At 71.7% G+C, this 12,591-nt stretch carries 12 protein-coding genes, 1 tRNA gene and 1 other RNA gene; 6 read left to right on the top strand and 8 right to left on the bottom strand.

Going from position 1 to position 12,591, the window contains the following annotated elements; all coding sequences use genetic code 11:
• Nucleotides 1-116 precede the first annotated feature (116 nt).
• The 6 genes from ACGGZK_RS13860 to aceE all read right to left on the bottom strand — a co-directional run bounded on the left by ACGGZK_RS13860 (nt 117) and on the right by aceE (nt 7,760).
• Entirely contained in the window at nt 117-1,352 is a 1,236-nt protein-coding gene (locus ACGGZK_RS13860) for a beta-ketoacyl-[acyl-carrier-protein] synthase family protein (RefSeq protein WP_395243223.1), read from the bottom strand.
• An 81-nt stretch (nt 1,353-1,433) separates the two neighbouring features.
• Nucleotides 1,434-1,682 (bottom strand): acyl carrier protein, encoded by a 249-nt coding sequence (locus ACGGZK_RS13855; protein WP_166871586.1) that lies wholly within the window; start codon nt 1,680-1,682, stop codon nt 1,434-1,436.
• A 68-nt stretch (nt 1,683-1,750) separates the two neighbouring features.
• Nucleotides 1,751-2,755 carry a beta-ketoacyl-ACP synthase III gene (locus ACGGZK_RS13850; RefSeq protein WP_395243222.1) on the bottom strand — a complete coding sequence of 335 codons (1,005 nt, stop codon included), beginning with the start codon at nt 2,753-2,755 and terminating at the stop codon, nt 1,751-1,753.
• A 24-nt stretch (nt 2,756-2,779) separates the two neighbouring features.
• Nucleotides 2,780-3,709: an ACP S-malonyltransferase gene (locus ACGGZK_RS13845; protein WP_395243221.1), complete on the bottom strand. Its 930-nt coding sequence runs from the start codon at nt 3,707-3,709 to the stop codon at nt 2,780-2,782.
• 98 nt (nt 3,710-3,807) lie between these two features.
• Nucleotides 3,808-4,980, bottom strand: coding sequence for a PucR family transcriptional regulator (locus ACGGZK_RS13840; RefSeq protein WP_395243220.1), 1,173 nt, complete (start codon nt 4,978-4,980; stop codon nt 3,808-3,810).
• 53 nt (nt 4,981-5,033) lie between these two features.
• Nucleotides 5,034-7,760 (bottom strand): pyruvate dehydrogenase (acetyl-transferring), homodimeric type, encoded by a 2,727-nt coding sequence (aceE, locus tag ACGGZK_RS13835; protein ID WP_395243219.1) that lies wholly within the window; start codon nt 7,758-7,760, stop codon nt 5,034-5,036.
• Between the two features lie 174 nt (nt 7,761-7,934).
• On the opposite strand from aceE, the gene ACGGZK_RS13830 reads away from it, so the two are divergent.
• The 5 genes from ACGGZK_RS13830 (at nt 7,935) to rnpB (ending at nt 10,595) form a co-directional block, all read left to right on the top strand.
• Nucleotides 7,935-8,402, top strand: coding sequence for a peroxiredoxin (locus ACGGZK_RS13830; protein WP_395243218.1), 468 nt, complete (start codon nt 7,935-7,937; stop codon nt 8,400-8,402).
• Between the two features lie 27 nt (nt 8,403-8,429).
• Nucleotides 8,430-8,505: transfer RNA gene (locus ACGGZK_RS13825), tRNA-Val, on the top strand.
• A gap of 74 nt (nt 8,506-8,579) precedes the next feature.
• Entirely contained in the window at nt 8,580-9,398 is an 819-nt protein-coding gene (locus ACGGZK_RS13820) for a Nif3-like dinuclear metal center hexameric protein (RefSeq protein ID WP_395243217.1), read from the top strand.
• A gap of 34 nt (nt 9,399-9,432) precedes the next feature.
• Nucleotides 9,433-10,170 carry a zinc ribbon domain-containing protein gene (locus ACGGZK_RS13815; RefSeq protein ID WP_395243216.1) on the top strand — a complete coding sequence of 246 codons (738 nt, stop codon included), beginning with the start codon at nt 9,433-9,435 and terminating at the stop codon, nt 10,168-10,170.
• Nucleotides 10,171-10,219: 49 nt separating this feature from the next.
• Nucleotides 10,220-10,595: RNase P RNA component class A (rnpB, locus tag ACGGZK_RS13810), an RNA gene on the top strand.
• Nucleotides 10,596-10,626: 31 nt separating this feature from the next.
• Here rnpB and ppgK read toward each other — a convergent pair.
• Entirely contained in the window at nt 10,627-11,379 is a 753-nt protein-coding gene (ppgK, locus tag ACGGZK_RS13805; protein WP_395243215.1) for a polyphosphate--glucose phosphotransferase, read from the bottom strand.
• A 90-nt stretch (nt 11,380-11,469) separates the two neighbouring features.
• Here ppgK and ACGGZK_RS13800 point away from each other — a divergent pair, with 90 nt between their 5' ends.
• Nucleotides 11,470-11,655 (top strand): SPOR domain-containing protein, encoded by a 186-nt coding sequence (locus ACGGZK_RS13800; RefSeq protein WP_395243214.1) that lies wholly within the window; start codon nt 11,470-11,472, stop codon nt 11,653-11,655.
• A gap of 43 nt (nt 11,656-11,698) precedes the next feature.
• On the opposite strand, the gene panB is transcribed toward ACGGZK_RS13800, so the two are convergent.
• A complete protein-coding gene (gene panB / locus ACGGZK_RS13795) occupies nt 11,699-12,586 on the bottom strand; it encodes a 3-methyl-2-oxobutanoate hydroxymethyltransferase (protein WP_395243213.1) in 888 nt (295 codons plus the stop codon).
• Between the last annotated feature and the right edge of the window lie 5 nt (nt 12,587-12,591).

Here is a 12,591-nt window from a genome sequence, read left to right as displayed (position 1 = left end):
ACCGGACGACCAACCCCGGCGGCGCACACCCGAGGCGGCGACTGCGACACGAAACGGCCCCGGCATTCCTGCCGGGGCCGTTTCGCTCGGTCGGATGGCTCGGCCACCCGCCGAGGTCAGACCGAACGGATCGCGACGACCGCGTTGTGCCCGCCGAACCCGAACGAGTTCGAGATCGCGAGCTGGGGGCCGTCGCCGAGCGCCTGCGTCTCGCCGGAGAGCCGGAACGGCACCTCCGGGTCCTGGGTGGTGAGGTTGATCGTCGGCGGCGCGACGCGGTTCTGGATGCCCAGCACCGTGAAGATCGCCTCGAGGGCGCCGGTGCCGCCGAGCAGGTGCCCGGTGGAGGCCTTCGTGGCCGACACGGGGATCTCGTCGATCCGGTCGCCGAACACGGCCCTCAGGGCCTGGTACTCGTTCGGGTCGCCGACGGGGGTCGACGTGGCGTGCGCGTTGATGTGCGTCACGTCGTCGGGCGAGGCATCCGCCGCCTCGAGGGCGAGCCGCACCGCGCGGGCCGCGCCGCGGCCCTCGGGGTCGTTCGCCGTGATGTGGTACGAGTCGGCGGTGACGCCGCCGCCCACGATCTCGGCGTAGATCTTCGCGCCGCGGGCCTTCGCGTGCTCCTCGGTCTCGAGGATGAGCACGGCGGCGCCTTCGCCCATGACGAAGCCGTCACGGTCGATGCTGCCCGGCCGGGACGCGTGCGCGGGGTCGTCGTTCCGCTTCGACAGCGCCTGCATCGAGGCGAACGACGCGATGGTGATCGGGTGGATCGCCGACTCGGTGCCGCCCGCGATCACGACGTCGGCGAGCCCCTCCTGGAGGTGCTCGTACGCGTTCACGAGGGACTCGGTGCTCGAGGCGCAGGCGCTCGCGACCGTGGTCGCGAACGCGCGGGCGCCGAAGTGCAGCGACAGGTTGCCCGAGGCCGAGTTCGGCATGAGCATCGGCACGGTCATCGGCAGCACGCGACGCGGGCCCTTCTCGCGCAGCGTGTCCCACGCGTCGAGCAGGGTCCAGACGCCGCCGATGCCGGTCGCGAAGTCGACGCCGAGGCGCTCCGGGTCGACCTCGGGGCTGCCGGCGTCGGCCCAGGCCTCGAGGGCTGCGACCAGTGCGAGCTGCGACGACGGGTCGAGCCGCTTGGCGACGGGCCGGTCGAGCACCGTCTCGGGGCGGACGAGCGCCTCGGCGGCGAAGGTGACCGGCAACTGGTACTGCTCGACCCACTCGTGCTCGAGCGAGCGCGCACCGGATGCACCGGCGAGGAGGGCGGTCCAGCTCTCGGGCGCGGTCCCGCCGATGGGCGTGGTCGCGCCGATACCCGTGACGACGATCTTCTTGGTCATGTTCGAGGACACTCCGGAAGGGGGATGGAAACGTGCGGGGTGGTGCACGGGGCCGGCGTCGCGCCGGCCCCGGTGCGCCGACTACGCCTGGGCGTTGACGATGAAGGTGACGGCGTCGCCGACGGTCTTGAGGTTCTTGACCTCTTCGTCGGGGATCTTCACGTCGAACTTCTCCTCGGCGTTGACGACGATCGTCATCATCGAGATCGAGTCGATGTCGAGGTCGTCGGTGAACGACTTGTCGAGCTCAACGGTGTCGGTCGCGATGCCCGTCTCGTCGTTCACGAGCTCGGCGAGGCCGGCAAGGACTTCTTCGGTGGACAGTGCCATGGTGCGTTCCTTCTCCTAGGCGACACGTGCTCGGGAGCGCGTGCGGATGGGTTGGGGTTCAGCGATCCTCAGGGGAGGACCACCACTTGGGCGCCGAACACGAGTCCGGCGCCGAAGCCGATCTGGAGGGCGAGGCCTCCGGAGAGCTCGGGGTGCTCCGCGAGCAGGCGGTGGGTCGCGAGCGGGATGGACGCCGCCGACGTGTTGCCGGTCGTCGCGATGTCGCGGCCGATGACCACCGTGTCGGGCAGGCCGAGCTGCTTGGCGAACTCGTCGATGATGCGCATGTTCGCCTGGTGCGGGATGAACGCGGCGAGCTGGTCGGCGGTGACGCCGGCGGCCTCGAGGGCCTGCTTGGCGACCTTCGCCATGTCCCACACCGCCCAGCGGAAGACCGTCTGGCCCTCCTGGCGGAGCGTGGGCCACGAGGCGGAGCCGTCGCGGAACTCGACGAGCGTGTGGTCCATGCCGACGGCGCCGGCCTTCGAGCCGTCCGAGCCCCAGATGGTCTGCGAGATGCCGGGCGTCTCGCTCGGACCGATCACGACCGCGCCCGCCCCGTCGCCGAGGAGGAAGGAGATCGAGCGGTCGGCCGGGTCGACGACGTCGGAGAGCTTCTCGGCGCCGATGACGAGCGCGTAGCGGGCGGCGCCGGCGCGGATGAGGGCGTCGGCCTGCGTCACGGCGTACGCGTAGCCGGCGCAGGCGGCGTTCATGTCGTACGCGGCGGCGGGGTTCGATCCGACGCGGTCGGCCACGACCGCCGCCATCGACGGGGTCTGCTGCACGTTGGAGATCGTCGCGATGATGACCAGGTCGATCTCGTCGGCGGCGACGCCGGACTTCTCGATCGCCTCGCGGGCCGCGTCGGTCGCCAGGTCGACGGCGAGCACGTCGGCGCCCGCGCGGGTGCGGGTGACGATGCCGGTGCGCTGCTGGATCCACTCGTCGGAGGAGTCGATCGGGCCGATGAGGTCGGCGTTCGGCACGGCGAACTCGCCGCGGGCGGCGCCGATCGAGTAGATGCGGGTGAACGGGCTGCCCTGCGACTGCCGAAGCGTGGGTGCGGTCATGCTCAGTGTTCCGGTTCCTTCGGGTCAGGCGGACTGGTCGATGAGGTCGAACGCAGCGGGCAGGTCGTCGGGGGTCTTCACCGCGACGGTGGGCACGCCGCGCACGCCGCGCAGGCCGCGCTTGGCGAGCCCGACGAGGGCGCCGGCGGGCGCGAGCTCAATGATGCCGGTCACGCCGGCGGCGGCGAACGCCTCCATGCAGCGGTCCCAGCGCACCGGAGACGACACCTGGCCGACGATCAGGTCGAGGTACTGCGCGCCGCTGGCGACGGCGCTGCCGTCGCGGTTGGTCCAGAGCGGCAGCGTCGGGTCGGCCGGCGTCAGGGTCGCCGCGAACGCCGCGAGGCGTTCGACCGCCGGTGCCATGTAGCGCGTGTGGAACGCGCCGGCGACCTGCAACGGGATGACGCGGGCGCCGGCCGGGGGCTCGGCCTTGAGCGCCTCGAGGGCGTCGATCGCGCCGGCGACGACGACCTGGCCGCCGCCGTTGAAGTTCGCCGGTTCGAGGCCGAGTTCGTCGAGGCGGGCCACGAGGGCGTCCTCGTCGGCGCCGAGGACGGCGCTCATGCCGGTCGCGACCTCGGCCGCGGCATCCGCCATGGCCCGGCCCCGCTCGGCGACGAGGCGCACCGCGTCGAGGTCGCTGAGGATGCCGGTGGCGGCCGCGGCGGTGAGCTCGCCGACCGAGTGGCCGGCGACGCCGCCGAGGCGGGCGCGGCGGTCGCCGTCGGCGAGCGCGCCGAACGAGAGGATGCCGGCCGCGACGATCAGCGGCTGGGCGATCGCGGTGTCGCGGATCGTGTCGGCGTCACTGACGGTGCCGTGCTCGGCGAGGTCGATCCCGGATGCCTCGGACAGCGCGTCGAGCCGAGATGCGAAGGCGGGCTCGGCGAGCCAGGGGGCGAGGAAGCCGGGGGTCTGGGAGCCCTGTCCAGGGCAGACGACGACGATCACACTCCCAGTCTGCCAATCGTCATCGCACCAGCTGTGTGAACTCGCGACAAGCTATTCCGAGGGTGGTTGTTCGAGTCGCACAAGGAGGTGAGCCCGCGTCAACTCTGCGGCCGGCGTCGGCTGCCCGCCTCGTGGTCGGTCATCGAGCCGACGATCAGCGCGGTCTGCAGGATGAGCGACTCGCGGGCGCCGGTCGCGTCCCAGCCGATGACCTCGGACACCCGCTTCAGGCGGTACCGCACCGTGTTCGGGTGCACGAAGAGCTCGCGGGCCGTGGCCTCGAGCGACCTGCCGTTGTCGAGGTAGCTCCACAGCGTGGTGAGCAGCTCGGTCGAGTGGGCCTGCAGCGGGCGGTAGATGCGGTGCACCAGCGTGGCCTTCGCCAGGACGTCGCCGGCGAGGGCGCGTTCGGGGAGGAGGTCGTCGGCGTGCACCGGACGCGGCGCGTTCCGCCAGGACCGCGCGACCGCGAAGCCGGCCAGCGCCGCGCGGGCGCTCTTCGACGCGTCCACGAGGTTCTGCACCGCGTGCCCGAGCACCAGGTGGCCGGAGCCGAAGTACGGCTCGAGCTGGGTGGCGATCTCCATGAAGGTCAGGGCCGGGGCGGTGCCGACCGGCTCCTCGAGCTCGCGCGACTGCGGGTCGGAGCGCCCGATGACCACGACCAGCCGGCTGCCCTGCACGCCGACGAGGACGTCGGCGTGCATGTGCCGGGCCGCGCGGCGGACCTGGTCCACGTCGAACTGCTTGGGGGCGGTGCCCACGAGCACCGCGACCTCGCCGTGGCCGTGCCAGCCGAGGGCGGCGATCCGGCTCGGCAGCTCCTCGTCCTGCTCGCCCGACAGGATCGAGTCGACGACGAGCGCCTCGAGACGCGCATCCCACAGGCCGCGCGCCTCGGCGGCGCGTGCGTAGACGTCGGCCGCCGCGAAGGCGATCTCCCTGGAGTACAGGAGGATCGCCTCGCGCAGCGGTTCACCGGCGTCCTTGACGCGCTCCTCGACGACCTCGACGGTGACCCGGATGAGCTGCAGCGTCTGCTGCAGGCTCACCGAACGGAGCAGCTCCCGCGGAGCCGCCCCGAACACGTCGGCCGCGATCCACGGCGTCGACCGCGGGTCGTCGAACCACGAGATGAAGCTCGTGATGCCCGCCTGGGCGACGAGCCCGACGGAGGAACGGCGGCTCGGCGGCATGTCGCTGTACCAGGGGAGCTGGTCCTCGAGCCGCTTCAGCGTGCGCGTGGCGAGCTCGCCCGCGATGGTCCGCAACCACGCGAGCGTCTCCGCCTTCGTCCTCGCCTTCGGAGCCACCGTTCCGCCCGTCAGGACTCGCCGCCGGCCGTCCCGGTGGTGCCGGAGTTGACGTCGTGGAGGCGGTACTTCTCGATCGCCTGCACCGCCAGCGACGGGTCGACCTCGCCGCGCTCGGCGAGCGCCTGCAGGGTGCGGACCACGACCGAGGGGCCGTCGATCTTGAAGAAGCGACGTGCGGCCGGGCGGGTGTCGGAGAAGCCGAACCCGTCGGCGCCGAGCGTGACGTAGCGGCCGGGCACGTAGGCGCGGATCTGCTCCTGGACCGCCTTCATGTAGTCGGACACGGCGACGAACGGACCGGCGGCACCCTGGAGCTTCTGCGTGAGGTACGCGACCTGCGGCGCCTCCTCCGGGTGGAGGAAGTTGTGCTCCTCGGCCGCCTGGCCGTCGCGGGCGAGCTCGGTCCAGCTGGTGACCGACCACACGTCGGCCGACACGCCCCAGTCCTCGGCGAGCAGCTGCTGCGCCTCGAGGATCCACGGCACGGCGACGCCCGATGCGAGCAGCTGCGCCTTCGGGCCCTGCACGTTCGACTCGGAGATGCGGTGGATGCCCTTGACGATGCCCTCGACGTCGACGCCCTCCGGCTCGGCGGGCTGCACGAGCGGCTCGTTGTACACCGTGAGGTAGTACATGACGTTCGGGTCGGGGTGCGACCCGCCGTACATCCGGTCGAGGCCGGACCGCACGAGGTGGCCGATCTCGTAGCCGTACGCGGGGTCGTAGGAGACGACCGCCGGGTTCGTCGCGGCGAGCAGGTGCGAGTGGCCGTCCGCGTGCTGCAGGCCCTCGCCGGTGAGCGTGGTGCGGCCCGCGGTCGCGCCGATGATGAACCCGCGGGCCATCTGGTCGCCCGCGGCCCACATCGCGTCGCCCGTGCGCTGGAACCCGAACATCGAGTAGAAGACGTAGATCGGGATGAGCGGTTCGGCCTGCGTGGCGTACGACGTGCCGATCGCGGTGAACGCGGCGAACGCGCCCGCCTCGTTGATGCCGACGTGCACCAGCTGGCCCTGGGGGCTCTCCTTGTAGGCGAGGAGCAGCTCCCGGTCGACCGACGTGTAGTGCTGGCCGTTCGGGTTGTAGATCTTCGCGTTCGGGAAGAACGCGTCCATGCCGAAGGTGCGCGCCTCGTCGGGGATGATCGGCACGATGCGGTGGCCGAAGTCCTTCGACCGCATGAGGTCCTTGAGGAGCCGGACGAACGCCATCGTCGTGGCGATCTCCTGCGTGCCGAAGCCCTTCTTCGCGATGGCGTAGGCCGACTCGTCGGGGACCGAGACCGGGACGTGCGTCGAGCGACGCTCGGGGACGTATCCGCCGAGGGTGCGACGGCGCTCCTGCAGGTACTGGATCGCCTCGTCGTCCTGGCCGGGGTGGTAGTACGGCGGCAGGTACGGGTTCTCCTCGAGCTGCGCGTCGGAGATCGGGATGCGCATCTCGTCGCGGAACGTCTTGAGGTTGTCCAGCGTCATCTTCTTCATCTGGTGGGTCGCGTTGCGACCCTCGAAGGCCTTGCCCAGGCCGTAGCCCTTGATGGTCTTCGCCAGGATGACGGTCGGCTGGCCCTTGTGCTCGGTGGCCGCCTTGAAGGCCGCGTAGATCTTGCGGTAGTCGTGGCCGCCGCGCTTGAGGCCCCAGACCTCGTCGTCGCTGAGGTGCGAGACGAGCTCGAGCGCCCGCGGGTCGCGGCCGAAGAAGTTCTCGCGGACGTACGCACCGGACTCGGTCTTGTACGTCTGGTAGTCGCCGTCGGGCGTGATGTTCATCAGGTTGCGCAGGGCACCGTTGTGGTCGCGGGCGAGCAGGTCGTCCCACTCGCGGCCCCAGACGACCTTGATGACGTTCCAGCCGGCACCGCGGAAGAAGCTCTCGAGCTCCTGGATGATCTTGCCGTTGCCGCGCACCGGGCCGTCGAGGCGCTGCAGGTTGCAGTTGATCACGAAGTTGAGGTTGTCGAGGCCGTCGTTCGCGGCGAGCTGCAGCGCGCCGCGGCTCTCGACCTCGTCCATCTCGCCGTCGCCGAGGAACGCCCACACCTGCTGCTCCGACGCATCCTTGATGCCGCGGTTGGTCAGGTACTTGTTGAGCTGCGCCTGGTAGATCGCGTTGATCGGGCCGAGGCCCATCGACACCGTTGGGAACTGCCAGAAGTCGGGCATGAGCCGCGGGTGCGGGTACGACGAGAGGCCGTTGGGCGCGTGCGACTTCTCCTGGCGGAATCCGTCGAGCTGCTCGGCGCCGAGCCGGCCCTCGAGGAAGGCGCGGGCGTACATGCCGGGGGAGGCGTGGCCCTGGAAGAAGACCTGGTCGCCGCCCGACGGGTGGTCGTGTCCACGGAAGAAGTGGTTCAGGCCGACCTCGTACAGCGAGGCCGCACCGGCGTACGTCGAGATGTGGCCGCCGACCGCGATGCCCGGGCGCTGCGCGCGGTGCACGAGGATCGCGGCATTCCAGCGCAGCCAGGCGCGGTAGCGCCGCTCGAGGTCCTCGTCACCGGGGAACTCGGGCTCGTTCTCAGGCGCGATCGTGTTGAGGTAGTCCGTCGTCGGCACCATCGGCACGCCGAGGTGGAGCTCCTTCGAACGCTTCAGCAGGCTGAGCATGACCTCGCGGCCGCGCTCGTGTCCCTTCGCGGAGACGAGTCCGTCGAGGGACTCACCCCACTCGTTCGTCTCCTCGGGATCCGAATCCATGGAAACGACCGAATAGGGGTCCTGGTCGTTGACAGTCACACTCGACCTCTCTCTGTCAGCAGGGGTGTCTGCACAAAACGGCATGAGCGCGCGCGGACGGATGGGTCCGGGGCATCGACGCCATCCTAGTGATTCTACGCCCGCATGAATCGCGCCGGTCCGCGTCGGTAGGCTTGCGGCCGCCCACCGTCACCCTTCCACGGAGGTCTCCGCATGATCCTCGCGCCCGGCACCGCGGCTCCCGGCTTCGATCTCGTCGACCAGTTCGGCGCGCCGGCGCGGCTCGGCGACTTCCTCGAGCGGGGCCCCGTCGCGCTCGTGTTCTTCCCGCTCGCGTTCTCCCGGGGGTGCCAGGGCGAGCTGTGCGAGCTCCGCGACCGGCTCGACCTGTTCGAGGAGGCGGGCGTGCAGCTCGTCGGCGTGTCGGTCGATTCGAAGTACGCGCTGCGTGCCTGGGCGGAGGAGCAGTCGTACGGATTCCCGCTGCTCAGCGACTTCTGGCCGCACGGCGCGACGGCGCAGGCCTACGGCGCGTTCCTGCCGGAGCGCGGCTACGCGACGCGCGCCACGTTCGTGATCGGCGCCGACGGCCGGATCGCGGCCTCCTTCGCGGTCGGCCCGGGCGAGGCCAGGCCGATCGAGGCGTACCGGGACGCGATCGCCGCGGTCGCGTCCCGCTAGCATGGACTCGCCGCTCGGGCGGCGCAGGGGCCTTTAGCTCAGTTGGTAGAGCGCCACGTTTACACCGTGGATGTCGTCGGTTCGAGCCCGGCAGGGCCCACCACCCGATTCCCGCGTCCCGCTGCGGAAGGCCGGGCGGGCTGCGGTCGACGGATGCCCCGCCGGTAGGCTGGACGGGTGACCCTCCGACTCGCCGACCTCCTGGAGACGATCGAGCGACTCTGGCCGCTCGCGGGCGCCGAGCCGTGGGACGCTCCGGGGCTGGTCGCCGGTGACCCGGCCGATCCGGTCGAGCGGGTGCTGTTGGCGGTCGACGCCGTCGCGGCGACCGTCGACGAGGCCGTCGACTCCGGCGCGCAGCTGCTCATCGCGCACCACCCGCTGCTGCTGCGCGGCGTCACCAGCGTCGCCGAGGACCGCTACAAGGGAGCGCTGCTCGCCCGGCTCATCCGCGCCCGCTGCGGCCTCGTCGCCGCTCACACCAACGCCGACGTCGTCGGCAGCGGTACCAGCGCCGTGCTCGCCGAACGCCTCGGCCTCGTCGATGTCGAGCCGATCGTCCCGTCCGCCGACGGCGTGCACGGCCTCGGCCGCGTCGGGCGGCTGCCCGAGCCCACGAGGCTCGGCCGGCTCGCGCGCCTCCTCGCCGAGGTCCTGCCGCCCACCGCGACCGGCGTCCGTGCCGCGGGCCCGTTCGACCTCCCCGTCGAGACCGTCGCGCTGTGCGGGGGAGCGGGCGACTCGCTGCTGGCCGATCCGCGCGTGCGCGCCGCCGACGTCTACATCACGAGCGACCTCCGGCACCATCCGGCGTCCGAGGCGCGCGAGCAGTCCGTGCTCGGCGGCGGACCGGCGCTCCTCGACGTGTCGCACTGGGCGAGCGAATGGCTCTGGCTCGATCGCGCCGCCGAGGAGCTGCGGGCGGCGCATCCCGACCTCGAGGTCGTCGTGAGCGACCTCCGCACCGACCCCTGGGACTTCCAGGTCGTGCAATGATCATCCGTCCGACCCGTCCCACGAGGAGCCCCGCGTGAACGCCACCCCCGCCGAGCAGCAGGAGCTGCTCCGCCTCCAGTCCGTCGACACCCGGCTCGCGCAGCTCGCGCATCGGCTCGGCTCCCTGCCGCAGGCGGCGCCGCTGGCCGAGCTCGCCACGCGCGACGACGCGCTGCGTCGTTCCCGTGCGGAGGCGGTCGGCAGCCTCGAGGACGTGCGCACCGAGCTGTCGCGCCTGGAATCGGATGTCTCGCTCGTCGAGGCCCGCATCGCCCGCGACAGCGAGCGGCTGACGCACACGTCGTCGGTGAAGGACGTCACGGCGCTCGAGGCGGAGCTCGCCTCGCTCGCCCGTCGCCGGAGCGACCTGGAGGACCAGGAGCTCGCCGTCATGGAGAAGGTCGACGAGGCCGAGGGCGCGGTCGCAGCGCTCGACGCCGAACGCGAGGGCCTGGTCACCGAGCGCTCGCGGCTGGAGGCCGAGCGCGACGAGTCGGCTGCCGGGCTCGCGACCGAGCGCGACCAGGCCGAGCGCGACCGGTCGACGATCGCCGAGACCATCCCGGCCGACCTGCTCGCCTTCTACGAGGTGCGTCGGGTGCGCGGCGGCGGCATCGGCGCGGCGCTGCTGCGCCAGCGGACCTGCGGCGGCTGCACGATCACGCTCACGGGCTCCGACCTCGAGGCGGTGCGGAAGGCCTCGGCCTTCGACGTGGTGCAGTGCCCCGAGTGCGACCGCATCCTCGTCCGCACCGACGAGTCGGGCATCTGACGCACGGGCCGGTCCGTCGCCCGGCCGCACGGTAGGCTGGACGGGCGAGCGGGTCGGCAAGACGGCCGCGTCATCCGAGCGATCGGATGCCGAGGAACGTCCGGGCTCCGCAGGGCAGGACGGTGGGTAACACCCACCCGGGGCAACCCGCGAGACAGTGCCACAGAAAGCAGACCGCCACGGGCTCCGGCCCGCGGTAAGGGTGAAACGGTGGGGTAAGAGCCCACCAGCGGCCGCGGTGACGCGGTCGGCTCGGTAAACCTCGTCCGGAGCAAGGCCAGACAGGGAACGATGGGGCTGCCCGTCCCGTTCCCGGGTAGGCCGCTGGAGGGGCACGGCAACGTGTCTCCGAGAGAGATGGCCGTCCAGCCGGTGTCGCGCAAGCGCCCGGTGAACAGAACCCGGCGTATCAGCCGGCCCGCTCGCCTCCGCCCGGGTCGCCCCAGTGGGGCCCGGCTACCGCACCGCGAGGGCCGCGGCGCCGAGGATGCCGGCGTTGTTCCGGTGCTGCGCCGGCACGATGGGCGTGCGCAGGTCGAGCATCGGCGCGAACTGGTCCCAGTGCTTCGAGACGCCCCCGCCGACCACGAACAGGTCGGGCGAGAACAGGAACTCGACGTGCGAGTAGTAGCGCTGGAGCCGCTCGGCCCACTCCTTCCAGGAGAGGTCCTCCCGCTCCATGGCCGAGTACGCCGCGCGGCTCTCCGCGTCGAACCCGTCGATCTCGAGGTGGCCGAGCTCGGAGTTCGGGATGAGCACGCCGTCGTGGATGAGCGCGGAGCCGATGCCGGTGCCGAGCGTCGTCAGGATCACGAGCCCGTCCTGGCCGGCGGCCGCGCCGAAGCGGATCTCGGCGTAGCCGGCGGCATCCGCGTCGTTGACGAAGTGGATGTCCCGCTCGAGCGCCTCCTCGAAGAGCTCCTCGGCGGGCAGGCCGATCCACTTCTTCGACACGTTCGCGGCCGACAGCGTGCGCCCCTGCTTGACGATCGCGGGGAAGCAGACGCCCACGGGAAGCTTGCCCTCGGCGACGCCGTCGATGCGGTCGAGCAGCTCGCGCGTCGTCTCGAGGATGTCGTCGGGCTTGCCGCCGTCGGGCGTGGCGATCTTGATGCGATCCGAGACGAGCGTGCCCGCCTCGAGGTCCACCACCGCCCCCTTGATCCCTGTGCCGCCGATGTCGATGCCGATCGCATGCCCAGTGGTCATGCCGCCAGCCTACCCCCGCACCCGGCGGGGATCCGGGACGCGGGGTCGTCGCTCGGCCCGGGCGGGAGGGGCGCGGAATAGGATCGGCCCATGAGCGAGGACATCGAACACGCCTACTGGTACAACATGCGCACCGGCGAGGTCGAGCACGGCTTCCAGTCGCCGTCGGTGGATCGCGTCGGCCCGTTCGCGACGCGCGCCGAGGCCGAGCACGCGCTCGAGAAGCTGCGCGAGAACAGCGCCAAGTGGGCCGAGGACGACGCCGCCGAGCAGTGAGCCCGAGCGTGGGGCGCAGGGTGGTGGGCTCCGGCGGCTCCGATCACTCGTAGGAGTGCTCGGGCCCCGGGTAGCTTCCGTTCGCGACGTCGGTCTGCCAGCGGTGGGCCGCGTCGGACAGGATGCCGGCGAGGTCGGCGTACTGCTTGACGAACTTGGGGATGCGCCCGGGCGTGAGCCCGGCCCAGTCGGTCCAGACGAGCAGCTGGCCGTCGCAGTGCGGGCCCGCGCCGACCGAGATCGTCGGGATGGCGAGCTCCTCCGTGACGCGCCGTGCCGCCTCTGCGGGCACCATCTCGAGCACCACCGCGAACGCCCCGGCGGCCTGAACCGCGCGGGCGTCGGCGAGGAGCTGCTCGACCGCGTCGCCGCGGCCCTGGATCAGGTGACCGCCGAGACCGTGCTCGCTCTGCGGCGTGAAGCCGATGTGCGCCATCACCGGGATGCCGGCCTGCACGATCCGGTGGATCTGCTTGTGGCTGCGTTCGCCGCCCTCGAGCTTCACCGCGTGCGCTCCGGTCTCCTTCATGAACCGCACCGCGGTGTGCAGCGCGTCCTCCGGGCCGTTCTCGTAGGAGCCGAACGGCATGTCGGCGATGACGAACGCCCGGGTGACGGCCCTCGCGACCGCACGGGTCAACGGGATGAGCTCGTCGACGGTCACCGGCAGCGTCGTGTCGTAGCCGAGCACGTTGTTGCCGGCCGAGTCGCCGACGAGGAGGAAGTCCACGCCCGCTCGGTCGAAGATCTGCGCCGTGAGCTGGTCGTAGCTGGTCAGGCCGGTGATCTTGATGCCGTCGCGCTTCGCGTTCTGGAAGTGCCGGGTGCGCACCCGCTTCGGGCCCGCGGACGCCGCAGCGCCCCCGTAGGGACGCTCCTCGCCGCTCGGCTCGGCCGCGTTCGCGGAGGACGGCGTCGTCTCGTCTGGCATGGGGT

Source organism: Agromyces sp. MMS24-K17 (assembly GCF_043950245.1).
In the GTDB taxonomy this organism is placed as follows: domain Bacteria; phylum Actinomycetota; class Actinomycetes; order Actinomycetales; family Microbacteriaceae; genus Agromyces.
This window is presented reverse-complemented; position numbering and strand designations above follow the sequence as displayed.

Coding starts and splice junctions, on each gene's coding strand:
- ACGGZK_RS13860 (WP_395243223.1), bottom strand. CDS start 1,352: ATGACCAAGAAGATCGTCGTCACGGGTATCGGCGCGACCACGCCCATC.
- ACGGZK_RS13855 (WP_166871586.1), bottom strand. CDS start 1,682: ATGGCACTGTCCACCGAAGAAGTCCTTGCCGGCCTCGCCGAGCTCGTG.
- ACGGZK_RS13850 (WP_395243222.1), bottom strand. CDS start 2,755: ATGACCGCACCCACGCTTCGGCAGTCGCAGGGCAGCCCGTTCACCCGC.
- ACGGZK_RS13830 (WP_395243218.1), top strand. CDS start 7,935: ATGATCCTCGCGCCCGGCACCGCGGCTCCCGGCTTCGATCTCGTCGAC.
- ppgK (WP_395243215.1), bottom strand. CDS start 11,379: ATGACCACTGGGCATGCGATCGGCATCGACATCGGCGGCACAGGGATC.
- ACGGZK_RS13800 (WP_395243214.1), top strand. CDS start 11,470: ATGAGCGAGGACATCGAACACGCCTACTGGTACAACATGCGCACCGGC.
- panB (WP_395243213.1), bottom strand. CDS start 12,586: ATGCCAGACGAGACGACGCCGTCCTCCGCGAACGCGGCCGAGCCGAGC.